This is a genomic window from Bradyrhizobium sp. CCBAU 11357 (assembly GCF_028128865.1).
In the GTDB taxonomy this organism is placed as follows: Bacteria; Pseudomonadota; Alphaproteobacteria; order Rhizobiales; family Xanthobacteraceae; genus Bradyrhizobium.
On record NZ_LBJW01000011.1, the window covers coordinates 1 to 22,462 of the forward strand.

The following is a 22,462-nucleotide window of genomic DNA, read 5'->3' on the forward strand; positions in this document are numbered from 1 at the left end:
GCCACAACTCTCTGAAACCGGAGCCGTCGCCTGATCAAAAGTGCGAAAGATTCTGGACAGTACCGAATAAGCTTCCAGCCGCGCTGGCGCTGCTGCTGCGAACGAATCTGCGCGGCCCGGCCGAGAAGGGCGAAGGCCTCCTCCAGTGCCGGCTGGCCCTCGATGTTGCGGTGGATGTCGCGAATGATCCGGCCGAGCCTGCTACGCAGGATGCGCAACTGTCGCTGATGCCGCCTGAACTGTTTGGTGAGCGTAGCGGGAAGCCATCACCGCGGCGGCCTTGGCCACGCGAGCATAGGATTGCCGGAGCCTGACCCCGCGCCTTCTCGCCAGGCGATTGAGGCCTTTGATGGCCCATGCAGCAGCTCGGCATCGGTCGGAAAGGTGATGGCCTTCGGCTACACCGTGGTATCGACCGTGACGCGCTTGAGGTCCTGGCTGCGTAACGCACCGGCCTCGTGCGCCACCCGCAGGCTCTCGGCCAGCAGCAGCTCCAGCTTGTCGCCGAGCCGCTTGCGCCAATGGCTCAGGTCCGAGCGCTCGAGGTGAAAGCGTGCTGGAAGAACTCTAGGTCGTGAACCCAGCGTTCGCACGCCCCTTCATCGGACAGCCCGTAAATGTGCTTGAGCAGCAAGAGCCCGATCATGAAGCGGGTCGCGATCCCGGCCCGGCCGTTCTCGCCGTAAAGCGGAGCGATCTCACCGTCGATCCAGCAGTCCCAATCGATCCTGCCGGCCAGCAGAACCAGCTTGTGCTTCATGTTGATGATCTGGTTCAGCCGCACCCGGAACAGATCGTTCGATCCCGTCGTCTTGTGCTTCTTCGGCTGCATCGCCCCCTCCGATGCACCACAGAATTATGGTTCGCAAAAAAGGGAAATCCACAAAACGAAATCGCACTTGAGCTCCAAATCCTTGCAATCTCAAAAGCGCCCTCAGCCGAAAAACAGACTCCCGCTCAATCGCTTAAACTCTTGTTCACGAACCCCAATTTAACTGTTGAGGCTCTACGGCAGCTGATAATCAGCTAGCTGTCGGTAAGCTGACAGCGAGGCACCGCGCAATTGCGATCCGCTCTTGTTCGTTGGCTACACTCTAACGGTTCGGTGCGAGCCGGCCAGCCGCTTGCAGTTGTGGGCCCGGATTGCCGTTCTGCGTCGTCCCGTCAAGGGCGAGCGACAGCTTGAGATTGTTGCTCAACATCGGATTTTCTGGGTCGATTGCCAGAGCTTGGCGGTATAGCGTTTGCGCCTCGTGATGGCGTCCCTCGTGATCGAGCACAACACCTTTGGCATTCAGTGCGCGCAGGTCGCCGGGTGCTGCAAGCAAGATGTTGTCGAGCACCTCAAGCGCCTCATCAGGGCTTTCGCGCATCAGCAGGGCCCGCGCAAGAGGAATCGCCGCATCGACATTGTCAGGTCGTTGCTTCAGCGCATCGCGCAAAGCCTTCTCGTCAGCATCCTGGCTGAGGGCGTAAGAGAGGCGCTCGCGCATAGCTGGATCGACCTCCTTGGCCCGAACCAGCTCTGCCGCAGACGTCGGCTGCTGTGAAAGACTCGTCTTGTGTGAGTTAGCGCAACCCGCGAGCAGCACAACGGCAAGCATGGGGAGAAAGGCCGAGCACGAATGACGACAAAAGTTGCGCCAGAGCCGCAGAACATTAATCTTACATGAGTTCATAAGCGACCTCACGACCTCTCACACCTGTGCTCGTCAGCCGGCCGCAGGGAGGAGGTCACGATGCTCTCCTGTAGGAGTCTTGTCCTTGCCAGGCGCAAGTTTGACGGACCCAATCGGCTGGACGGTGAAATCCGAGGCGAGATCCTGATACGAGAGAACAGGTAGGTCTATTCCATTGCGGGTGAGAAAGCCGCGGACGAAGCGCCGGATATCCATCGAGCCCAGGATAACTGGCTGGTTCTGACTGCGCGCGATGCTCGAATGGATCTGGCGAAATTGTGAAAGTAGCATCTCGCTTTGCCGATCCTCCAAAACGAGGTAGGGACCGACAGCGGTCTCGCGCACCGCACCTCGCACGATATCCTCGGTCTCACGCTCGACGATAAAGGCCGCCACAACACGATGGGCATTGGCATAGCGGTGACAGATCTGCCGCTTCAGAACGGAGCGCACATATTCGGTGAGCAGTACGGCATTTTTCTCCCGTTCGCTCCATTCTGCAAGCGCCTCCAGAACCAAACGGGTGTTACGGATCGGGATGCCCTCGTCCAGCAAGCGACGTAGGACATCCGCAATGCGAGGGATCGGTGTCGTGCGCAGCACCTCCTTCACCAGATCGGCATATTCCTGCTCCATCCGGCTAAGCAACTGACGCGTTTCCTGAATGCCCACCAGGCGCTTTGCATAGCGTGTCAACGTCGACTGAACGCGCAAGGCGATGATTTCGCTCGGACGGTGGTGCCCTATTCCGGCAGCTTTGAGAGCAGGCGCATGGCCTTCTTCGATCCAGATGCGATTCGTGTCTGGGTCCTGCCAAAAGGGGATCCCGCTCAATTCAATGTTCGCCACGTCGTCGTTAAGTAATAGTTGTGTGGGGGCAATGGCGCCCTCTTCTACCGGCACTCCTTCGACATCCACCCGAAATTGCGATTGGGGCAGGTGCTGTGCGCTTTGGGCGGGAATACGTGGAATTGTGATGCCAAGATCAGCTGAAACCAGTGCCGAAACCCGCGCAACGCACTGCTCGAGTTCCCCTACGTCGATTGCCTGCATCAGGCTCGGCGCTAGCAACAGCGTAATCGGAAGTGCCTCCGCTGGCACGGTTTGCTTCTGACCTTGTGCCGAAGCGGGAGCCGAACCGGTGGGACCGGCGCCGGCCTTGGGAGCGGTCTTGCCCTCTTGCACGCCAACCTTGAGAAAGCTGGCGGCGGAGAACAGCGCGGCCAGTATAACAAAGGGGGGCAAAGGGAAGCCAGGAACGAACCCCATCACAAGCAAGACACAGGAGGCCAAGCGTAGCGCTTGTGTGCTGGCCGTAAGTTGCTTAACGATATCGGCGCCGAGATTGAGTCTGGAAGGACCGTTGACACGAGTGACAATGGTTGCGGCTGTAATTGACAGCAGCAGGGCCGGAATCTGCGAAATGAGCGCATCACCGATCGTCAGGATGGTGTATTGATGCATCGCGTCGTCGAGGGACAAGCCCTTGGAGAGCGACCCGATGGTGATGCCACCCAGCATGTTGATGCAGATGACTATTAGTCCGGCTATGGCATCGCCTTTCACGAATTTCATAGCGCCGTCCATCGCGCCGTGCAGCTGGCTTTCTCGCTCCAGCGCGCCGCGCCGGCTGCGGGCTTCGTGCTGATCGATGTGGCCGTTGCGCAGCTCCGCGTCGATAGCCATCTGCTTGCCCGGCAGCGCATCGAGCGTGAAGCGCGCCGATACCTCCGCCACCCGTTCGGCGCCCTTGGCGAGAACCATGAACTGGACCATGGTCACGATCAGGAATATGACAATGCCGACGGCGATGTTGCCGGATATAACGAAATCGCCGAACGTATGGATGATGCTGCCGGCATCGCCCTCGGCTAGGATCAGTCGCGTCGTTGCAACGGTGAGAGCGAGACGAAAGACGGTGGAGATCAGAATGACGCCCGGTAGGGACGAAAAGTCGAGCGGCGTGTGGAGATACAGGGCTACCATCAACAGCAATATGGCAAACCCCAGATTGAATCCGATCAGCATATCGATCACGACGATCGGGATCGGCATGATCATCATTCCGATCGCCAGGAGAAGCATCAATGCGACCATCAAATCCGGGTGAGCCGGCGCGCGCGTGATGAGATTTCGTAGAAGGTTGGCCATGAGAAGCCTTATTGTCGTTTGATTGCAGCTGTGCTGCCCCGCAACAAAACATAGCGTTTGAAGACGGCTTTCGCTTCGGTCATGCGGCCAACGTGACGCAGGGCGTGGCTGCGCATCAGCATCAAGGGCGGACACGAAGACGGCTCGTCATCCAGTTTGTCAAGCCTGTCCAATACCGACAGTGCTTCGTCACCGCGACGCTCCGAGATGAGAGCGTAGGCCAGGATGCGGAGCAGGCCGATGTCTTGAGACTGTTCGTGAGCGACCAGCCGCAACAGAGCCAGGCTCTTGGCACTCTGTCCGCACGCAAGGTAGATATAGGAAAGCACGCAGAGCAAATCTCGCTCCGGCCCGGAGATCAGCTCGACGGCGCCGGTTTCGGAAACGATTGGCGTCTGTGTAGATGTGAAGTGTTGCACTTTGTCTGGCTCACCATTGCTAGCCTTTGATCAAGCTGTTGTGACTTTGCCGGAGCAGGATTAAACGTTGCAGCTCCAGTTGCAGGAGGGCGGCCCCTTCACGTGGCACCAAATCCGCTGGCGCGGCTGATAACGAATCAGCCAAACGCTCCAGAAGAAGGCCGTGTTGCTCAGGACGCAGAACATGCGAATGACGTAAGCGCGGCGTCACGAAGGAGAGCAGACAGTGCGCGAGATTGGGCTCATTGAGCCAAGCGAGTTCCGAGCCTGGTTCGATCTGCCTTGGCGGGGCGCGCGCCTCGTCGAGATTGATGCGCGAAACTGCATCGATTGAACTGAGCTCGAGCGCGCTCTCGATCGATGCGTCCACCAAGCGATCCAGCACGTCAATCGAGGTGTGGCTCTTGTCATCATTGCCACGCGTCCGGTCAATCCCGATGGACTTGGCTCGAGAATTGACCGGCGTGATGGCAGATGCATGATGATCAACGTTTGGCTCCTGAAAAGAGGTGCCGGGCTCGACGGGATTCGGGGGCAGCCTAGTCATGGCGCGTTGCTTCCTTAGCTGCGGCCGCTAATAGGGCAGAGTGGCCAACCGGCCATCCCGGGTCAGCAGAACACGCCCTTCCTCAATCCCGTGGACGGTCCATCCATTGCTCAAGAGCGCGCCGATGAAATACTTTTGACCAGCAATGACAATATAGGGATCGCTCCCGCGCCAAACAGCTTGGACCCCAATTGCGGGAGGCGTCTTCTCATCCTTGATAGCCACCGCATTGACGAGCGTATAAGCGCCATTGCTATTGTGATCAAACCGCTGCTGGACGTCTCGCCATGTGGCGAGCGAGGCGGGCGTAACGGTGCCATCGGCGGTGACAACGCCCACCCCAGAGCCGACCTTGATGCCGACAAGGCCCGCTCTGTCAACTTCCTCTTGCAAGCGTTCGGCAGCTGCATCGGTGGCCAGAGCATCAGGAGCGCTGAGCGCCAGCTTGGGCGCAATGTCAGGAGCAGGGGACGACGGACTTGACGCCCCGATAGTGTCGGTCTGGACAAAAGTGGACGAGACTGCGCCAACCGCGGCAGAGCTGATTAGGACCAAAGCGAGAAAGGCGAGCGATATACGCCGGCGGTCGATGGAGCCAGCTTGTTTGTAGTCCTCGATCGTCCAGCGAATGGACATGGCCCCGGCATGCAAAACGACAGGAAGAGGGACAACGATGGACTGGTTCGGTAAAACAGTCTCGTGCCCCTCGATCCTAACGTCACTCGCAAAGGCCTCGATCTCGATTGAATTCGAATGGGGGGTGACACGAAGATGGCGCGGTTCGAGGCCTTGTTCGACGAAGATTAAGTCAGCATCGAGGCTGCTGCCAATCAGACACGATCCAGCCCCCAGTTTACTTGTCAGCCCGGAGTAACAGCCCGACAACACTTCGAATTGCGGGCGACTTGGTTCATTCACGGTCGGTTTCCTGAACAGCGAACGGAACCGTACGGCAAAACCGTACGGCCCGTTGCGACTTCACAGACTAAGCAGCCGGGGAAAAAGTGGGGCGGCGACGTCGCCCCAATTTATCCCTTACTGCACCCGCTCATCGGCCGCTTTCTTGACGGTTGAGAGCTCGGTCGAGACGACGCGAAGTTCCACATCCCTCTCAGCAGCTTTTGTGCTGGTCGCAGTCAGAGCGGCGATCTGCCGTTGGAATGCCGCCTCTCCAGCAACCTCAGCAGCCGCGGAACCGGCTGCAGCAGTAGCGGTGCCGGCTGCCCCACCTGCAGTCGAGGTATGAGACGCACCAACATTTTTAGACATACTATTCTCCTGTGTGCTCGAATTGCGCCGCGCGTGCGGCTCCTATTTCCTAACGTCGGAACATGCGACGTCAGGAATCCTCCTCTGTCTCGGCCATAACATCATCGAAATGGCTCATTGCACTATTCGCAAATTGGAGAGCAACGGCTCCCAGCGCGACGTTGAACGCTTGCTGCATAGCCGCTTCTTGCGAGTTGCCGCCCGGAGCGGCCGCGCCGCCGTTTACGGGAATGTTTGCATCAGGCGATCGGGCATGATCGTCGCGCTCGCCAGGCCTATGAGATTCTTTTTTGCCGCTGCTTTTGCCGCCGGCCGCATGGAGGTCAGCATCAACGTGCCCAGCGGCGCTAGAGCTCGTAACGCGCATCGGGTTCTCCTATGTCAATTCGATCGTGCCAATGGAGGCAGTTTCCGCCGTCCACTGTGCAAGTATTAGCTTTCGAAAAGCTGACGAGTCTTAGAAAATGCAATGAGCCGCTGGTCGATCATCATTAAACGTCTTCACCAAGCCAACCGTATTTGAACAAGTTGGCCGGAACCTGGAGATCAGATCGTTGCCGACGTGCTGCAATATCGGGCTCACGTCCCTTGCGATCCTCCGAGCTCTTTCGACAATCTGCATGCGGTCAGGCGAAGCGGCATGGAGCTTGACCTGGTCGGGAGCGAGGCGGAAAATCAGAGTGACGGCCCATTCAACGACCAAAAGCGGCCCCTCGGTCCTGGCTGGTCCATAGCAGATCCGTCAATCGCGACCGACCTTCAGGGAGACCGAGCAGAAGCCCGCCACTCGAGAAAGAGCCCTTCGACTTCTACCGCTCTGGACCAATGTGCTCTCGATCCTCGCACAAACGGCAGGCTCCGCGGCTGCGCCCGGTCTGTCGCGTAGTGTTAATCCCTCGCGATCGTGACAGGCGTAGTCGCTTAGTCGGCACCCTTGCTTCGGGATCTGGATAGCTGCGAAGAAGCCTCCGGCTTGGACGAAGGTTCGGGATGGGATGGGACAGCAAAAAGGACGTCCATTTGGACGGCACATCGCCAGGGTCGGTGAGCCGGCTGGAGGTTCTTGAAGGGCCGTCCGGGCACCGTGTGCGTTCGGGAGCAGAAAGAGCTCGGATTGTCGCCGAGAGCCTGTTACCTGGTGCCCAGCTGTCCGAGGTGGCGCGCGAGTATGGAAGGACGCGCTGGCAGATCTACGACTGGCGACGGCGCTTTCGACAGCGAGGCCTGTTGCCGGCGTGCGAAGCGTCGCAGCCGACATTCGCGCCTCTGGTGGTGGGAGGTGCGTTGGAGGAGCGTCAGGCTCCGGCAATCAAGCTTGAGATTGCGATTGGTGATATCGTGCTGCGGCCGATACGGCCATTTATGCCGAGCAGCTGTCCCGGGTGATCCGCGTGCTGCGAGCATTACGATGATTGCGGCCGGTGCTGATCTGAAGGTTTACGTTGCAACGCGGCCGATCGACTTCCGCTGTGGCCACGATGGCTTGCGGTGAAGGTGCAGGAGACGCGTCGTCTCGAACCGTTCAGCGGCGCAGCCTTCGTGTTCCGATCAAAACGAGCGGATCGGATCAAGATTTTGGTCTGAGATCGAACGGGCCTGGTGTTCTGAGAGAGCCGAGGCGGTGATCCAGAGCCGATCGCGGAGCGTGATGGATCAAGGCGATCATCGCAATCGCGGCTGCTTGCCTGCCCACTTTGGAGCGGATTATCGAGCCTGCGAGCACGCTCTGCCCGTGCGGTTGCGGCACCATGACGAAGATCGTCGAGGACGTCAGCAAGCGCCTCGACGCACCCGGCGCAATGGCCTGTGCTGGTCACGCGCCGCCCGAAATACATCTGTCGCCGCTGCTCGGGCCCTGTCCAGCAGGCACACGCACCGGAGCCTGTCATGCCAGCGGGCTGCCGACCGAAGCGGCCATTGCGCACGTGTCCCCATAGCAGGATCGAAGACCTCATGCCGCGGCGATTCCGCAAAACGTCAAGCCAGCCCCAATAGGGCCCCGGCTGAGCGCTTACTGACAGGCGGGGTATGCAGTTGATGGAACTTCACAGCGGCAGACTGGGTTTGAGGTTGGATTTGGGCGATCGAGTGCGGCCAACATAGTTTGTACCCAGTGAAGAGCCGAAATAAGTTCCTCAGATTCGGGGCGCTCTCAAGTACGCTGGTGGAACTTGCGCGACCTACTGCTCGGCAGAGAGGCCCAACCGCGCGGAGGCCGCGCAAGCTCGATTACGGTTTGAAGCGTGATCCTGAGAAGATAGCTTCGCTCCGCCTAGGCGTAAGCGCCTGCAGCTTGCAAGCGCTCGGACTCGATGCGAGCCTTCAGGTTGTTCAGGTAATCCTCCGCGTAGGACTGGGCCACCGAAACTGGCAGGTTGATGCCGGCTGTCGCGGCTTCTTGAATTGCCTGCTTCACCAAGCCTTCTCGCATTGCCAATTTGACCTCAGGTCCGGCGATGCAGCCCACCGCCTGTGCCGCAAGGCTCAGCCCGGCTTCTTCCAGCGCTTGCTTTATGTTGCCGCCACTGATGGCAGTATGAAGAAGATTTGCAGCTTGCGCTTCGGCTTCGAGCACCATTGACGCCAGATCTGCCAATTCACCCAAGCCCGGAATGAAGCCAAGTACACCGACTGCGGTCGCGGCCCAGTCGAATACCTTAGAGCCAACTTTGAGCACGTCATTAAGTGCGTGCATGAAGGCGCCACCGTTCTTTTTGGGAGACTTGATGTCGGGCTGGTCTGCCATGCCCATCGTCATGTCCGCGACCGCGTCCTGCTCGGCAGGCGTTCGGACGGCATGCGTCTTCACTTGCTGAACCGTGCGGTTCGCACCCGACATGTTGTTGAAGAACTGGTTGAAGTCGGTGTTGCTGATGTTGCCGGAATCGACCGTATGACCGCCGCCGAAGTCGAAGAACTTGTGGTGGGTTTTGTAGCCCGTAATCGCGTTGTTCATTAACCCGAACAACACAGGATCGGAGAGCAGCTGGGAGGCCGCCTTTCGCACCTCGGGCGCGAGGCTCTTATCATCGACCATGCTCGCCAGCTTTTCCCGGGTCAGGTCACCCTTCCCGAAGAAAGCGCTTTGGTTCTTGCTGATTGCATTGAGCGTATCGAGCTCGGCTTGCGTGAGATTCATCGATGATGAAGCAACCTGCAGGAAGTCCTGTTTGTGGACCTTGTCTATCGAGCCACCGTACAACTGCTTCCATTCATCCGGGTGGTCAAGGAAGTATTGAGCGGCCGCGAGGACCTGTGGCGGGCATTTGCCGCTTTTAGCTTGGCCGTCGACGATCCGCTTGAAATCCGCAAGGCTCAGGTTTTTGGGCAGGTTGTCGGCATAGCGGTAGAGCTCGCGCAATGCATCAGTCTGGGTCATAACCGATGGCTCGCCGTTACGGGTGCCGTCGGAAGGGATGTAGTTTTGCGTATAGCTCTTTGCCCGCTGCTCCTGGAAAGCAGCAACCTGAGGGTGGTGATCGGAGAAGCCGGAGAGATCACCTGCTTTGATCTTCCCGCCGCAGCGGCCGTCACCTTGCGAGCCTATCGCATAGAAGAGCTCTGGGTCCTGCTGCAAGGCCTCGATCGCCGCCTTTAGATCCGGCGGTGTGGAGGGATCGTTGGCCAAATCTCCAAGAGATTTCCAATCCAGCGGGCATTTATCTTTGTGTCGGTTTAGCACCGACACAATCTGCAGCTCGGCATCAGTCAGCGTGCCGCTGTTCCAGGTGATCCTGGAGCTTTGTACGGGTGCCTCTGCAATCTTCGGGGCGCTCGCTGCGGAGGAGGGCTCCGCGGGGGATGGCTCTGGGGCCTGCTGGCATGCGTCCAGTGCGGCCTTGATCTCCGGCGGGAGGATGTTCCGCACCTCCTGCGTGAGTTCCTCCGTCAGGTGCTTGGCTGATTCTGCAGCCGCCGGATCCTGAGGTGTGGAATGGTCATCAGAATTGTCTTTCAACGAGAAACTAGCCAGCACGGCCCCGAAGTCTGAAAGATCCCGCGCCACTGAGGGCCCGGGGGCCGGCACGCACAAAGTCGAGCTGGCGGTTAGCGATAGGTTGTTGATTGACATTATACGTCCTCTGATTTGAGATCGCACCACAAGCCGGTCATGTGGCGCAGCCGAGAATCGCGACGAACAACGAGCAAGAAATGTCGATAGGCTTCGATGGCTCCTACCACGTGCTTCCGATTGCTCAGTGCGCCCAGCGCTCAGTTCCGCTACAATCTATAGGCACATCGCCGTCTAGATATTCACGCCATATGGTAGGTTCGATTAGCTTTCCAAAAGCTGACGGCGCTCAGAGGTTTCACAACGGCGGGACGCGCAATGATAGTGTGAGAGGCGGTGAGGGGTTCTCGATATCGGGATCGGCTTGCTTGCATGCTAATAGCTCGCCTCCGGGCCAACTGCGTCGAACTGACGAAGCCGAGTCTGCCGCTCTGCGGATGGTCTCGTGCGCTGATCCTTGCAACAACGTCGCAGGTCTCCGCAGCATCTTATGGTGAAATCATCCACGCGTAGCGACCTCGCGCCTAAGCCCAACGGGAGTGTTGGCGCTTGCGTTGATGCTGCGGACGGTATTGCCCCGAGCGGAACGAAGCTCAGCTGCGCAGGGCATTCTTCATGTCAATTTATTGGCCGCTTGGCGAGTGTTCGCTCGAATCTACAGGCCAAAGGGAAGGGTCCAGCGACGGTTTGAGACGAATAAAACCTTGTTCTCGCCATTTCGCCGTGCGAGGCACACCCAGGATGGTGAACGTTGTCGTCCGGACATCCCCGGTAGGTATGAGATCGCGGCTTCTTAGCATTTCGATCTGAGCGGGCGTAGCTGTTTGCCGATGAAGACCCAGTCGTCCTTGGCGCGACGACCGTTCGCCATGGCGAAATCTCCAATTTCCGGCGGAGCAACCACTGCGGGCAGCGTGGGCTCAGCTTGAGACGGTCCAGCGTGAGGTGACCCGGCCCGCATGAGCCAAGGCTCAAGATCTCGCCAAACAAGGTCATTGCCGAAATCGGAGGCGTCCGCGCGGTGTTGAGCGATCGGCTGTTGGGAATTGGACCGCTCGCCGCCGCTCAATGATGGCTCGACACGCGATGATCTGGCTCCGAGTTGCTGCCAAATTAGGTCCTGGCTGTATTGGGGTATTTCATGCAATGCTATTAGTTCACGCTCAAAATCCCTTGGACCGGCGGACGACGACCACGAGTGGGACGCTGGGCCGTTGTCCGCCGGGCTTAGCGCGTTGAAGTCCATCCTGCTCCTCCTTTTGACAACGGAGTGGCTTTCATTCTTGTGCGACGAAGCTCATTTGCATGCCGGACTTCGTGGTGTTGTTCGAAAGCTCGCATGAGTCGCTAAAGTGGCAAAGCGCTCGCCGATGCTGCTGGCCAGAATTCTGGTTCGCATCCGTGGCTCCTGCCTGGACGTTGACAAGGTCACCCTGCGGCATCGGCCATCTACACATCCGCACTCTGACAATGGCAGCAGTAGCTTTCGAAGAGCTGACAGAGGGCATAACGAGACGCATTGCATCTCTTCCTAGGTCATCTGTTTTCATCACGTCATTTCTTACCTGCATCGGGTGTGTGGACCACGCCGTCTTGATGTGGCGCCTCCGGCGAAGGAGCGTCATTCGGTCGTCCTTCGCGAATGACCATGCTGGAGGATCCCCGAAATAGCATCAAAACCGACTCGTGCGGCGGCTTTTCGGCACCGCTCGAGTTTCGCCGCGCCTGTGCCTCGGCCGCAAGTCCCTTTATTGTTTGCTCCACAAGCGCGACAAAGCGGGGTGGACCAGAGGCGAAGACGAGGCCATCTCCCGGTACGGGTCTCACGATGTAACGCTCGTCGGAGATGTTGAGCGCATCGAGTGCCGCCTTGAACGCATCAAAGCTGATTGGACTCAAGACGAAAAGACGGCTTTGCGCCTCGTGCGCATCGGATACGTAGAGCACCAGCCCATCGTAGTACCATTGAAGATTGTAGAGATTGATCAAGCGTTCGAGGAACTCTCGCGGTGGGAGATCCGGCATTCGCCCGCGAATCCGCCCCTTCACGGCGGTGCTGACATTGACTCTGATATTTAGGTTGTTGCCGAATTCCTGCAGTGCGGCCGCGAGGTCCTGATCCAGAACTGTGTAACTATAAGGCGTCGATGGCAGCGCCAGGGGAGCGCCGAGCGCCTCGACGACGCCCAAGCAAATGAAAACACCAGCATAGAGAACTTTCTTCAAGATGTGCAGCCTTGTGGATGGGATAAGCATTCCTGCTATTGTTACACTTGAGAACAAACACCGGAATTCGTCTCAAAATTTGGAAGCCGACGCTTCGTGCCAAATTGGAAGCTAACCGTGATCATTAGATGACCGATTCTCGTCAGTTTTTGGTCAGCTTGCTTCTCTAAGGTATGGCCCATTCGTGTGAACGAAGGCTCATCTCACCACGTAACAGAAATGATTTCCTCCATGTTGTTCGGCGTTACGTCGATCTCTGCCAACTCGGTCGAGTGTGCCTCCAACGGCTGTTTGGCGGCACTCGGCCAGTTTGACAAGAGTCTTGCGCAGGCGGCCTCGAACCAAGGTGTCGCCTCTTCTGTGCCCGAGCGCGCGCCAGCGCCATCTCTGCCGGAAGTGCAGCGCGCAGTCACGCCGGCGAGCCCGGTTGGCGATCGCGTCCTTCAGAGCATTTCTGCTATTCACCAGGGCAAATCACTTCCGTCCGGCGCAGTTTCGCCGACGCTCGTCGGCGAGCCTGATCCTACCAAGAGTCTCCAGCTTGGGCCGGCCGCGCAACCGGTTTTGCGTGTGCAGCAAGTCGAGGTACATCCAGCGGGAAAATCTGAACACGCGGATCGTTTCGACTCGGCGCTGGCGAATCTGCGGGATGTTTACAACGGCGTCATCCAGGTTTCGCTCCTCTCGAAGGGGACGGGTGCTATTAGTTCATCTCTGAACAAGCTTCTATCGGCGGGCTGAGCGGGCCGTTGGCTGTTTTGACGAAAGACAAGATCGGTAATAGCTGGCCCGCAAGAAAGCGGCTTCACGCTCTCTTCCTGTTGCTGCTTTTGCTGCCCCTCGCCGGTTGCAAAGCTGATCTGTATACCAAAGTTCAGGAGCGTGAAGCCAACGAGATGCTTGGGCTGCTCCTGAGCAAGGGCGTCGATGCCATCCGTGTCGTCGGTAAGGATGGGACCAGCACAATTCAGGTGGAAGAAAAGCAGCTCGCCTACTCAATCGAGCTGCTGAATGACCAGGGCTTGCCGCGCCAATCCTTCAAGAGCCTTGGTGAGGTGTTCAAGGGGGCGGGCCTCGTTGCCTCTCCGGTTGAGGAGCGAGCCCGCTACGTCTATGCCCTCAGTGAAGAATTGTCGCGCACGATCAACGATATCGATGGGGTTCTCTCCGCCCGTGTTCATGTCGTTCTGCCGAAGAATGATCTCTTGCGACAGGATGCAACCCCGTCCTCTGCGTCGGTTTTCATTCGACACGCCTCCAACGCGAAGCTCTCAGCCTTGCTGCCGCAGATCAAGATGCTCGTCGCCAACAGCATCGAAGGTCTATCGTACGACAAGGTGGCGGTCGTGTTCGTACCGGTTGAGCGGGGTCAGCATGAGATCTCGGTTGTGCCAGCGGCAGCTTCCGCCGAACCAACCAAGTTCATCGCAACCCGCATTGCGATCGGTGCAGGAGGTGCCCTCGCCGCGTTGGGCATTCTAACTTACGTGCTGCTGAGCACACGTGGACGACAGCTTCGTCAATCCTGGCGCACAGTGACAAATCTCGGCAGAGGTGCCAGCAAGCCAGCGGTCCAGTCCGCCGGCAGAAAACTGTCCTCCGATCCGAAATAGGCGGCAAGCAGGTCCGTATCGATGGCATCCACTGACCAAAATCATTCAGTCAACCCGCATTCCGATCGCCTACGCGAGCTTGCCGCTTTGATTCATCCCGGCCGGTTTGCCGGCCATCTTGATGGGCTCCTGTCGGCCGCCACAGTGCTGCAGTTGCAGAAGACTCCGAGACTGCAGCAAAGACTGGTCGAATTGCTGCTGGGCAGTGAGCTGGTCTCAAACGGAGCCGACTGGGGTAGGGACGTTCTGCTCGGGCATGATCCGCGTCGGGCGGCCCTACTCGCCGGCGGTATCTGGCATGCCCGTTCGGTGCTCAAGCTTGTGTCAAAGCATGATGTAGCGATTCTGATCAAAAATATTGGTGTGGAAGCGCATGCTTTCGCAATCCGACACGTATCCAGCGCCGTCGCAACCACATCGATCGACGATCCGCAGAAGCTCGCCATCCAGATTGAACATGACGGATGTGCCTGCCTTGGTGCTTGGCTCAAGGACGCATCAGAGCTTGACCGTGTGCGCGTTCTTTTCCGCTTACCTGCGGGGACCACCGCCGAATCCCCAGCAGCCGAACACCACAATTCAGCGGGTCAGTTACTGTCTTTGGTGGTGGCCCACTTGGCCACGGAGGAGCCAGCGGCATGACGGCCAATGAAGCAGTCTTGCCAGATAGCCCGCGGATACGGCCGCTTGGTCCTCTCATACCAGCCGCGGAAGTCGGTATTTGGTACGATGCGGTGCAGACGCGCGCGCTAGCCGAGCGATATCTGCGGCAGGTTCGCAGTTGGGCACGGAAAGCCTATCAGGAGGAGCGGCAGCGCGGCCATTGCGAAGGTCTTAGGTCAGGCTCAGACGAAATGGCACAGCTGATCGCCCGAGCTGCTTCCGATGTGGCCCGGCGAAAAGCCGTTCTGCAGGAGGAGTTGCCACAGCTCGTAATTGAGATATTGACCGATTTGTTGGGCTCCTTCGACCCGGGTGAGTTGTTGGTAAGGACCGTTCGTCACGCCGTCGAGCAAAGATATGGCGGCGCAGAAGTATGCCTTCACGTCTCTCCTGTGAATGCTGATGCACTAAGGCGTGAATTCGCCGCGTTCGATGGAACGGATGGTCGGCCTAAGGTCAGAATTGATCCAGACCCGGCCGTGGGGCCCGACCAGTGCGTTCTGTGGAGCGAGTTCGGCAGTGTCGATTTAGGACTTGCCGCGCAGCTCCGCACATTGCGTCTCAGCCTTAATCCATCTTCTTAGGAAAGTAATCCGTGACCACGCAACGATCAGGCCATCATCAAGCGGCCGGAGAAGGAGATGTGCATGCGGCGATAGCATCTCTAAGATTCGCAGCAAAGGATGTCGATACGCGTGCCGTGCGGGGACGGATCACGCGTGCGATTGGCACCTTGCTCCATGCCGTGTTGCCGGGGGCCCATGTTGGAGAACTTTGCCTGTTGCAGGATCACGCATCCGGATGGTCACTTGAAGCGGAAGTCATCGGTTTGCTGCCGGACGGGGTGTTGCTGACGCCCATTGGCGATCTGGTCGGCTTGTCCCACCGCGCGGAAGTGCTCGCGACCGGGCGCATGCAGGAGGTGTCAGTCGGACCCGACCTGCTCGGCCGCGTGATCGATAGCTTCGGCCGTCCACTCGATGGCAAGGGGCCGGTAAAGACGGTCCACACGTGTCCGCTCCGCGGCAAGGCGCCCAACCCGATGAGGCGGCGTGGCATCGAGCAGCCGTTTCCGCTCGGTGTTCGCGTGCTGGATGGACTTCTGACGTGTGGCGAAGGTCAGCGGATCGGGATCTATGGAGATGCCGGTTGTGGTAAGTCGACGCTGATGTCGCAAATTGTAAAAGGCGCAGCCGCCGATGTCACCGTCGTTGCGCTCATAGGAGAGCGTGGACGTGAGGTGCGTGAATTCATCGAACGTCATATTGGAGATGCCATCGCTCGCACGATCGTTGTCGTTGAGACATCCGATCGATCGGCAATGGAGCGGGCGCAATGCGCTCATATGGCGACCGCACTCGCTGAGTACTTTCGTGATCAAGGGCTGCAGGTTGTTCTGATGATGGATTCGCTGACGCGCTTTAGCCGTGCGATGCGCGAAATAGGCCTTGCCGCAGGAGAACCTCCCACCCGGCGCGGCTTTCCTCCTTCCGTCTTTGCGCTGCTGCCTGGTCTGTTGGAGCGAGCCGGTATGGGTGAGCGGGGTTCGATCACGGCGTTCTATACCGTTCTTGTCGAAGGTGACGGCACTGGCGATCCGATCGCCGAAGAGTCGCGCGGCATTCTCGACGGTCATATCATTCTTTCGCGCGCGCTCGCCTCGCGAGAGCATTTTCCCGCCATCGACGTGCTGTCGAGCCGAAGTCGTGTCATGGATACGGTCGCCTCTGATCCACATCGCAAGGCGGCATCCGTCTTCCGCGATCTGCTCTCGCGCTACAATGAGGCTGAGTTCCTGATCAAAGTCGGTGAATACAAGCCGGGCAGCGATCCACTGACTGATCGGGCAATCGCTTCAATCGAAGAACTGCGCGCATTCTTGCGCCAGGGACAGGACGAGCCGTCTAGCTTTGAGGAGACCGTTTCATGGATGTCTCGTCTGACGGCCTGAATCTCGTGCAAGCGTCGAAATTGCGGCTGGTGAAAGACATGAGAGAGCGAAGCGCGCTTCGTGAATTGTCGAACATGGAAGCCAGGCGCCGAATTGCGGTCGAAGCGCTACAGCGAGCATTTGAGAATCTTGAAGGCGCGGAGAATCGTCGCGCCAAGGTCGAAGCTGAACTTTATCAGGAGTTGGCCTCGTTCGAGACGATGTCCGTGACCGAGCTCGATCGTCGCTGTCAACTCGTCCTTGGGCGACTGGCAGCAGAGATTGAATCGGCACGCCAGGCGCGTGAGCAGGCGCGCGTCGCGCATGAGCAGGCTCAGAGGACAGTGAATGAGGCGCGGACCATATGGGCCAAGCGTTCGGCGGCGAGCCAAAAATGGCAGGAGATTGAGGGCAATGTCGAACGCACTACCGCTGTCCGTTCGGAGTGTGCAGCCGAAATCGATGCCGAAGATGAGGTTTTGCTCCGGCATCAAGGTGACTCGCGCAGCTAGGCGGTCGGTGGCTCGAACTAATGGCTCGTTCTCTTATGACCTCGCGAGCTGCGCCCGTGGAACCTGTCGGTAAATGCCGTGGGTGAACCCGTACTATTTCAGCCAGCGGTAAAGTTGTCGCATCGCGTGGTCTCGTGGATCAACGAGGTCGCCGCACCGCGCACGGTTCTGCAGAGCCGCCTTGGCGACAAGCCGGTATCGATCCGAATAAACCGGCTTGTTTGGCAGGCCGAGCCATATGCCATGTCGATGCTCGACTGCGTATTTTGCGCCGGAGGCGAGACCGCTGTCTTGTCCTTGCCCCGCCTTCTCGTCGAGGCGCTGATTTCAACGGTCCAGTATGGCCTTGCTTTACCTTCCGACCCAACCCGCTCGCTGCTTCTCGAACTTGCTCTGGAACCTTGGCTCGCTCGATTAGAGATCATGCTCGCGCTGAATTTGCAGCTGATCCGCATCGAAGGCGCAACGGCCAAAGGCCCCTACTTGGAGCTCGACGTTACTTTCGGACAGCTGGCGGCCGAAGCCCGCCTGTTCTTGTTCGCGCCTCTTGACGGTCTGGTTCCGTCTGCGTTTCGTGTGTTAGGCGAGTTGATCGGCCAATTACCGCGAGATTTAGGCAGGATTTCTTCGGAATTGCCGGTCGTGATTGCGAGAGAGATCGGCTTGCTGCGGGCGCCCGTCAACCTTCTTCGTCAAGCACAGCCCGGCGACGCACTGCTGCCCGACGTCTTTCCATTTGCCCATGGCCAGCTCATCCTCGCTGCGGACAAGTTGTGGGCGCCGGCGCTGGTCGCGGGCGACAGACTTATCCTTCAGGGACCATTCCGCCTCCAGTCCCATCCTCTAAGGTATGCAAATATGACGATACGCCCCCAAGCGGAGCAAGCAATCCCGCTCTCGGAAGCCGACATCGACAGTGTTGAGATCACGCTTGTGTTTGAATGCGGCCGCTGGCCCATTCCGCTGGGTACGTTGAGAAGCATCAACGAGGGGCACGTGTTCGAGCTTGGCCGGCAACTGGACGGTCCGGTCGACATTGTCGCCAACGGTCAATTGATCGGCCGCGGCGACATCGTACGTGTTGGTGAAGCGTTGGGCATCCGGTTACGCAGCAGGTTGGCCGTCAATGGTTGACATTCAACCGAGCATCCTTGCGCTTGTCGCGGCGACCGTCGGCCTTGGCCTGTTGACATTCGCAGTCGTCACAACGACGGCGTTCATCAAGGTTTCCGTCGTTCTCTTCCTGATCCGCAACGCGCTCGGCACTCAGTCCATACCACCGAACATCGTTCTGTATGGCGCTGCATTGATTCTTACCGTATTCATAGACGCCCCGGTATTTGAGCAAACATACAACCGCGTGACAGAGATGCAGCTTCGTTACCAAACCGCCGACGACTGGTTGACCGCCGCCAAGGAGGGCAGCGAGCCGCTGCGCGCCCATCTCAAGAAGTTCACCACTGAGGAGCAGCGCACGTTCTTCCTCTCGTCGACGGAACATCTCTGGTCGGAGGAGATGCGCGGCAACGCAACAGCCGATGATTTTGCTATCCTCGTGCCGTCCTTTTTGATCTCGGAGCTTAAGCGTGCGTTTGAAATAGGTTTCCTTCTCTATCTTCCGTTCATCACAATTGACCTGATCGTGACCACAATTCTGATGGCCATGGGCATGTCGATGGTGTCACCAACAATGATATCCGTTCCTTTCAAACTTTTTCTGTTCGTCACAATCGACGGCTGGTCGCGGCTCATGCACGGATTGGTCTTAAGCTACGCATCTGCAGGGAATTGAGATGGACGAGGCCAGCATCCTCACCCACCTGAGTCGATCACTGGTCCTGTTCATGATCTGGGTTCTACCGCCGCTCCTGGCGGCCCTTGTGGCAGGATTGGGTATCGGCATCGTGCAGGCAGCAACCCAGCTCCAGGATCAAACCTTGCCGCTTACCGTTAAGCTCCTCGTCGTCCTCGCCGTGCTCGTTCTGTTTGCTCCGGTGCTGAGCGCGCCGCTGATCGAGCAAGCCCAGCATATCTTCACTGAGTTCCCCGCGCTCACAGCGAGGTATTAGTGCGCGGAACGCAAAGCTGTCTAAGTGTTAGCTATAGCGCGCGTTTGTCGGCCTTCTGTGAACCACAAAACGCGAGTTCGTCAGCTTATCGAAAGCTCGCCTCTCCAGCATGAGACGATAGATATCCGAACTGTCCTGTTCGGCTCCCTGAGCCTGCCGTATTCGAGAGGAAGAATGACCAATTCGGAAGTTTCTATCAATTCGATTTAGGTTTTGCTCACGTGATGTAATTACCTGCTGTGCCGTGGTCCTCGATGCATTGCCTGGCGAGTTGTTGACGCAGTGAACGGGCGAACCGCTTTGATTGCAAGCAGCTCCACGATTCTGGCGTTCTGGTGAATGAGCCTGCGAATGAAGGTGCCGCTCGAGACCGATCTCCGTAGACGGCGAAATTGATGGAAGCTTCGGGGGCCCTCAGACCTCCAAGCTGCGCTGTGCCCGGTGAGAGCGGTAGAAGCTTGGCTTGTAGGCCGCGCAGCGGCGCGATTTCGCCGGTGCTCTCATCGAATGGTCATACCTCTGCGCCGGGATGGCTGTAGGCATATGGATGGTTGAGGCCGAAGGCACCTGCCCTGTGGGAGGCCTGTCGCTCTGCAACCGCTGGAACACGAGATCTGCAGAGTTCTTGACGTCTCACATCATGGCGACGCGAGTGCGACGGTTGCATTAGCTGAAGGAAGGACGAGCTGAGCTCAAATGGATGCCTTGTCACCCACCGACACGCAAACTCTGATTCAGACTGCTGTCGAGTTCGTCGTGGCGGCCGGACTTGGCGCGGCCCGGGCCCTCGGCATTATGCTGGTTCTTCCGGTATTCACGCGACCGCACATTAGCGGGATTATCCGCGCAAGCGTGACGGTTGTGATTGGAGTGCCTTGCTTGATGCAGATCAGGAACGGCTTGCAGACACTAGATCCGGGCACCCGCATGATTGCGGTCTCGCTCCTCGGTTTGAAGGAGCTCTTTATCGGCCTGCTGTTCGGTTTTCTGCTTAGTATACCACTTTGGAGCATCCAGGCCGTGGGTGACAGCATTGATACCCAGCGCGGCATCTCCAGCCAGGTGGACGATCCTGCCACGCGCAGTCAAACCGCCCCTATGGGTCTCTTTCTCGGGACTGCCGCGGTTACGATCTTTGTTGTATCAGGAGGTCTGCAGACCATGGTCAGATGCCTCTATGGAAGTTATCTGATCTGGCCCGTGTATCGGCTGCTACCGCCCCTGACCCACCAAGGGGCAATGGAGTTTATCGGGCTTCTCGACCATGTCATGCATACGACCCTCGTGGTCGCCGGGCCCGTGCTGGCTCTGCTGCTTCTGATCGACGTATCCCTCATGCTGCTCGGGCGCTTTGCGCCGCAAATCAAGCTGAACGATCTGTCTCCGACCATCAAGAATGCCGCCTTTGGCATCATTATGGTCAGCTACGCCGTCTTCCTGATCGAATATATGGGAGCAGAGATCATTCAGTCCAACGGCGTGCTGGAGTGGCTCGAGAAGATCTTGAAATGAACGACACGAGCGAAGAGAAAAACCTTCCACCAAGTCACAAGAAGCTGAGAGACGCGCGTAAGAAAGGGCAGAGCCCGCGCAGCGCCGACTTTGTGACCGCGGCAAGCCTTTGCGCTGGTTTCGGCTGCCTGTGCTTCAGGGCGGGCCCGATCGAAGACGGATGGCGCGAAGCCGTGCGGCTCATCGACAAGCTGCAGGAACAGCCCTTCAACAGTGCGGCCCGGCAAGCGTTGGTCGGACTGATGGACCTTTCTATAATGGCCGTGGCTCCCATCCTAGGTGCGGCCTTGGTTGCGGCGATTCTGGCCGGTGTCTTGGCCGGCGGCGGGCTGACGATTTCGGTTGAGCCGCTTAAACCCAGCTTTGAGAAATTGGACCCCATCAAAGGGCTGAAGCGGATTTTCTCCCAGCGCTCGCTTGTTGAGCTTGGAAAGTCTATCGTCAAAGTGTTGATTCTTGGCGCTACGTTCGTTTTCACTGTGCTCGCAAGTTGGAGGGCACTGGTATACTTGCCCCTTTGCGATTTGAGCTGCTTTGGTTTTGTCTTTAAAGAGCTCAAAGTGCTGATCGCGATTGCTGCCGGCGCCTTTCTGAGTGGCGGCTTGGCCGATCTGTTCATTCAGCGTTGGTTATTCTTGCGCGACATGCGCATGACGCAGAGCGAAGCCAAGCGCGAGTCCAAGGAACAGGATGGCAATCCGCAGATCAAGGGTGAACACCGCAGGCTCCGCCGGGAGTCGGCGAACGAGTCTCCGCTCGGCATCCATCGGGCGACAGTGATACTGACGGGGCGAGCGACATTGGTTGGGCTGCGCTACGTTCGGGGCGAGACCGGCGTCCCGGTATTGGTGTGCCGCGGTGAGGGCGAAACGGCTTCACAGCTACTGGCGCGGGCGCGCGCCCAACGTCTAAGCATTGTCGAGGATCATGTTTTGGCGCGCCAGCTGATCCGAAAAGGTGCGATGGGCAAGGCCGTTCCGATGGAGTGTTTCGAGAGGGTTGCAAAGGCGGTCTTTGCCGCCGGCCTAGTTTAGCGTCGCGCAATACAGCGATGCTCAAATCTCTGGCCAACGACTCAACTGTCTCAGAACCGGATCTGCAAGCTGCACGATCCCAAGAAAAGGACCGAGCAAAGATTGGATTCCAGGAGGCTCGTCGGCCGATTTCAAGACTGATGTGGACAATGCCAACCGACGTCATGCTGCTCGCGTCTTACCAGCCGATTATTGGGTTTCTGGCGCAACCCGGTTATGCGTCTCATCGTCCAAATTGCTCCTGTTGCCCGCCGACGTGGCCCCGCGTGCGGTGAGGGGAAGCACTGCACGATCACCACTGGTCGGCATGACAGCACCATTGCCTAACAAGTCGCCAGGTTCATTGACCATGACCGCAAGGTTATTCCGGACTGAGCAGCCAAGGGTTGGATTGAACGAATTGTCGTTCACTGTAGGACCGACGATGGAGAGGGAGGGGCAGACCGGAGCATGGGCTTCGAAAGTGATCGCTTCGATCCTCACCCCGGAACGAGCCGGCAAATCCACACGAGAAGCAGATAGGCGAATGTTGTAGTTGGCAACGCCCATGGCGCGAGCCTCGTGGGCCACCTGTGCAATGAGTCTGGGTGGGCCGATGACGCCCACATGGAGGGCATCCCGCCGGCCGCGACTGGTCGCTGCAATAAAGCTCCGCAGCCGATCCCGTTCGGGGCCACGAAGGCTCTGCAGGAACAACACGCTACTCTTCTGCTCGACCTGGATCTCTTGGTCAGCCGGCGCCGGCTGGATCGAGGCAGTATTTGCGCAGCCCCCCAATGTTGCTCCAATAAGGATCGGGTAGCACAGATGTCGCAAAGTCATTTGG

The 22,462-nt window shown here is 58.4% G+C and carries 23 protein-coding genes and 2 pseudogenes; 14 read left to right on the plus strand and 11 right to left on the minus strand.

The window, feature by feature from the left end; genetic code table 11:
- From XI05_RS01680 to XI05_RS01715, 8 genes and pseudogenes are all read right to left on the minus strand, one after another.
- Positions 1 to 832 (minus strand): annotated as a pseudogene (locus tag XI05_RS01680) (transposase); the annotation flags it as partial.
- A 262-nt stretch (positions 833 to 1,094) separates the two neighbouring features.
- On the minus strand, positions 1,095 to 1,679 hold the full coding sequence (locus XI05_RS01685) for a tetratricopeptide repeat protein (protein ID WP_271498264.1): 585 nt from the start codon (positions 1,677 to 1,679) through the stop codon (positions 1,095 to 1,097).
- 33 nt (positions 1,680 to 1,712) lie between these two features.
- Positions 1,713 to 3,830 (minus strand): type III secretion system export apparatus subunit SctV, encoded by a 2,118-nt coding sequence (gene sctV, locus XI05_RS01690; RefSeq protein ID WP_271498265.1) that lies wholly within the window; start codon positions 3,828 to 3,830, stop codon positions 1,713 to 1,715.
- Positions 3,831 to 3,838: 8 nt separating this feature from the next.
- Positions 3,839 to 4,249: a tetratricopeptide repeat protein gene (locus tag XI05_RS01695; RefSeq protein ID WP_271498266.1), complete on the minus strand. Its 411-nt coding sequence runs from the start codon at positions 4,247 to 4,249 to the stop codon at positions 3,839 to 3,841.
- 19 nt (positions 4,250 to 4,268) lie between these two features.
- Positions 4,269 to 4,796 (minus strand): hypothetical protein, encoded by a 528-nt coding sequence (locus XI05_RS01700; protein ID WP_271498267.1) that lies wholly within the window; start codon positions 4,794 to 4,796, stop codon positions 4,269 to 4,271.
- Between the two features lie 27 nt (positions 4,797 to 4,823).
- Positions 4,824 to 5,714 (minus strand): SctD/MshK family protein, encoded by an 891-nt coding sequence (locus tag XI05_RS01705; RefSeq protein ID WP_271498268.1) that lies wholly within the window; start codon positions 5,712 to 5,714, stop codon positions 4,824 to 4,826.
- 117 nt (positions 5,715 to 5,831) lie between these two features.
- Positions 5,832 to 6,065, minus strand: a complete 234-nt coding sequence (locus XI05_RS01710) for a nodulation protein NopA (protein ID WP_271498269.1) — start codon at positions 6,063 to 6,065, stop codon at positions 5,832 to 5,834.
- Positions 6,066 to 6,135: 70 nt separating this feature from the next.
- Complete coding sequence (locus XI05_RS01715; RefSeq protein ID WP_271498270.1) at positions 6,136 to 6,432, minus strand: hypothetical protein; 297 nt, start codon at positions 6,430 to 6,432, stop codon at positions 6,136 to 6,138.
- 623 nt (positions 6,433 to 7,055) lie between these two features.
- Between XI05_RS01715 and XI05_RS01720 the strand changes: the two genes are divergently transcribed.
- The 3 genes and pseudogenes from XI05_RS01720 to XI05_RS01725 form a co-directional block, all read left to right on the plus strand.
- Positions 7,056 to 7,451: a transposase gene (locus XI05_RS01720; RefSeq protein WP_271498271.1), complete on the plus strand. Its 396-nt coding sequence runs from the start codon at positions 7,056 to 7,058 to the stop codon at positions 7,449 to 7,451.
- Between the two features lie 108 nt (positions 7,452 to 7,559).
- Entirely contained in the window at positions 7,560 to 7,649 is a 90-nt protein-coding gene (tnpB, locus tag XI05_RS39630) for an IS66 family insertion sequence element accessory protein TnpB (RefSeq protein WP_442869222.1), read from the plus strand.
- A 95-nt stretch (positions 7,650 to 7,744) separates the two neighbouring features.
- A pseudogene (locus XI05_RS01725) lies at positions 7,745 to 7,993 on the plus strand (IS66 family transposase zinc-finger binding domain-containing protein); the annotation flags it as partial.
- Positions 7,994 to 8,337: 344 nt separating this feature from the next.
- Here the strand turns inward: XI05_RS01725 and XI05_RS01730 are convergent.
- Both XI05_RS01730 and XI05_RS01735 read right to left on the minus strand, forming a co-directional pair.
- Positions 8,338 to 10,137: an HrpF/NolX family T3SS translocon protein gene (locus XI05_RS01730; protein ID WP_271498272.1), complete on the minus strand. Its 1,800-nt coding sequence runs from the start codon at positions 10,135 to 10,137 to the stop codon at positions 8,338 to 8,340.
- 1,494 nt (positions 10,138 to 11,631) lie between these two features.
- Positions 11,632 to 12,333 (minus strand): secretin N-terminal domain-containing protein, encoded by a 702-nt coding sequence (locus XI05_RS01735; protein ID WP_271498273.1) that lies wholly within the window; start codon positions 12,331 to 12,333, stop codon positions 11,632 to 11,634.
- Positions 12,334 to 12,522: 189 nt separating this feature from the next.
- Between XI05_RS01735 and XI05_RS01740 the strand changes: the two genes are divergently transcribed.
- From XI05_RS01740 to XI05_RS01790, 11 genes are all read left to right on the plus strand, one after another.
- A complete protein-coding gene (locus XI05_RS01740) occupies positions 12,523 to 13,044 on the plus strand; it encodes a nodulation protein NolB (RefSeq protein ID WP_271498274.1) in 522 nt (173 codons plus the stop codon).
- A gap of 17 nt (positions 13,045 to 13,061) precedes the next feature.
- Complete coding sequence (gene sctJ / locus XI05_RS01745; RefSeq protein WP_442869223.1) at positions 13,062 to 13,916, plus strand: type III secretion system inner membrane ring lipoprotein SctJ; 855 nt, start codon at positions 13,062 to 13,064, stop codon at positions 13,914 to 13,916.
- 21 nt (positions 13,917 to 13,937) lie between these two features.
- Positions 13,938 to 14,558 (plus strand): nodulation protein NolU, encoded by a 621-nt coding sequence (locus XI05_RS01750; RefSeq protein ID WP_271498275.1) that lies wholly within the window; start codon positions 13,938 to 13,940, stop codon positions 14,556 to 14,558.
- Positions 14,555 to 15,163 carry a type III secretion system stator protein SctL gene (gene sctL / locus XI05_RS01755; RefSeq protein ID WP_271498276.1) on the plus strand — a complete coding sequence of 203 codons (609 nt, stop codon included), beginning with the start codon at positions 14,555 to 14,557 and terminating at the stop codon, positions 15,161 to 15,163. Before XI05_RS01750 ends, sctL begins: the two co-directional genes overlap by 4 nt.
- Before the next feature lie 11 nt (positions 15,164 to 15,174).
- Positions 15,175 to 16,530, plus strand: a complete 1,356-nt coding sequence (sctN, locus tag XI05_RS01760) for a type III secretion system ATPase SctN (protein ID WP_271498277.1) — start codon at positions 15,175 to 15,177, stop codon at positions 16,528 to 16,530.
- Positions 16,506 to 17,021 carry a hypothetical protein gene (locus XI05_RS01765; protein WP_271498278.1) on the plus strand — a complete coding sequence of 172 codons (516 nt, stop codon included), beginning with the start codon at positions 16,506 to 16,508 and terminating at the stop codon, positions 17,019 to 17,021. Before sctN ends, XI05_RS01765 begins: the two co-directional genes overlap by 25 nt.
- Before the next feature lie 78 nt (positions 17,022 to 17,099).
- Complete coding sequence (gene sctQ, locus XI05_RS01770) at positions 17,100 to 18,155, plus strand: type III secretion system cytoplasmic ring protein SctQ (protein WP_271498279.1); 1,056 nt, start codon at positions 17,100 to 17,102, stop codon at positions 18,153 to 18,155.
- Positions 18,148 to 18,813 (plus strand): type III secretion system export apparatus subunit SctR, encoded by a 666-nt coding sequence (sctR, locus tag XI05_RS01775; protein ID WP_271498280.1) that lies wholly within the window; start codon positions 18,148 to 18,150, stop codon positions 18,811 to 18,813. The genes sctQ and sctR overlap by 8 nt, the downstream gene beginning before the upstream one ends.
- Position 18,814: 1 nt before the next feature.
- Positions 18,815 to 19,090, plus strand: a complete 276-nt coding sequence (locus XI05_RS01780; protein ID WP_271498281.1) for an EscS/YscS/HrcS family type III secretion system export apparatus protein — start codon at positions 18,815 to 18,817, stop codon at positions 19,088 to 19,090.
- A 696-nt stretch (positions 19,091 to 19,786) separates the two neighbouring features.
- Complete coding sequence (gene sctT, locus XI05_RS01785; RefSeq protein WP_271498282.1) at positions 19,787 to 20,602, plus strand: type III secretion system export apparatus subunit SctT; 816 nt, start codon at positions 19,787 to 19,789, stop codon at positions 20,600 to 20,602.
- Entirely contained in the window at positions 20,599 to 21,636 is a 1,038-nt protein-coding gene (locus XI05_RS01790; protein WP_271498283.1) for an EscU/YscU/HrcU family type III secretion system export apparatus switch protein, read from the plus strand. The genes sctT and XI05_RS01790 overlap by 4 nt, the downstream gene beginning before the upstream one ends.
- A 189-nt stretch (positions 21,637 to 21,825) precedes the next feature.
- Here the strand turns inward: XI05_RS01790 and XI05_RS01795 are convergent, their stop codons facing one another.
- Positions 21,826 to 22,458 (minus strand): CpaD family pilus assembly lipoprotein, encoded by a 633-nt coding sequence (locus XI05_RS01795; RefSeq protein WP_271498284.1) that lies wholly within the window; start codon positions 22,456 to 22,458, stop codon positions 21,826 to 21,828.
- Positions 22,459 to 22,462: the final 4 nt, after the last annotated feature.

Excerpts from the sequence above, each read along its gene's own strand:
- sctR (WP_271498280.1), top strand. The coding sequence starts at position 18,148 with ATGGTTGACATTCAACCGAGCATCCTTGCGCTTGTCGCGGCGACCGTC.
- XI05_RS01700 (WP_271498267.1), bottom strand. The coding sequence starts at position 4,796 with ATGACTAGGCTGCCCCCGAATCCCGTCGAGCCCGGCACCTCTTTTCAG.
- XI05_RS01790 (WP_271498283.1), top strand. The coding sequence starts at position 20,599 with ATGAACGACACGAGCGAAGAGAAAAACCTTCCACCAAGTCACAAGAAG.
- XI05_RS01740 (WP_271498274.1), top strand. The coding sequence starts at position 12,523 with ATGATTTCCTCCATGTTGTTCGGCGTTACGTCGATCTCTGCCAACTCG.
- XI05_RS01750 (WP_271498275.1), top strand. The coding sequence starts at position 13,938 with ATGGCATCCACTGACCAAAATCATTCAGTCAACCCGCATTCCGATCGC.
- sctT (WP_271498282.1), top strand. The coding sequence starts at position 19,787 with ATGGATGCCTTGTCACCCACCGACACGCAAACTCTGATTCAGACTGCT.
- XI05_RS01765 (WP_271498278.1), top strand. The coding sequence starts at position 16,506 with ATGGATGTCTCGTCTGACGGCCTGAATCTCGTGCAAGCGTCGAAATTG.
- sctV (WP_271498265.1), bottom strand. The coding sequence starts at position 3,830 with ATGGCCAACCTTCTACGAAATCTCATCACGCGCGCGCCGGCTCACCCG.
- XI05_RS01780 (WP_271498281.1), top strand. The coding sequence starts at position 18,815 with ATGGACGAGGCCAGCATCCTCACCCACCTGAGTCGATCACTGGTCCTG.
- XI05_RS01685 (WP_271498264.1), bottom strand. The coding sequence starts at position 1,679 with ATGAACTCATGTAAGATTAATGTTCTGCGGCTCTGGCGCAACTTTTGT.
- XI05_RS01715 (WP_271498270.1), bottom strand. The coding sequence starts at position 6,432 with ATGCGCGTTACGAGCTCTAGCGCCGCTGGGCACGTTGATGCTGACCTC.
- sctL (WP_271498276.1), top strand. The coding sequence starts at position 14,555 with ATGACGGCCAATGAAGCAGTCTTGCCAGATAGCCCGCGGATACGGCCG.
- XI05_RS01795 (WP_271498284.1), bottom strand. The coding sequence starts at position 22,458 with ATGACTTTGCGACATCTGTGCTACCCGATCCTTATTGGAGCAACATTG.
- XI05_RS01735 (WP_271498273.1), bottom strand. The coding sequence starts at position 12,333 with ATGCTTATCCCATCCACAAGGCTGCACATCTTGAAGAAAGTTCTCTAT.
- XI05_RS01710 (WP_271498269.1), bottom strand. The coding sequence starts at position 6,065 with ATGTCTAAAAATGTTGGTGCGTCTCATACCTCGACTGCAGGTGGGGCA.
- XI05_RS01720 (WP_271498271.1), top strand. The coding sequence starts at position 7,056 with ATGGGATGGGACAGCAAAAAGGACGTCCATTTGGACGGCACATCGCCA.
- XI05_RS01730 (WP_271498272.1), bottom strand. The coding sequence starts at position 10,137 with ATGTCAATCAACAACCTATCGCTAACCGCCAGCTCGACTTTGTGCGTG.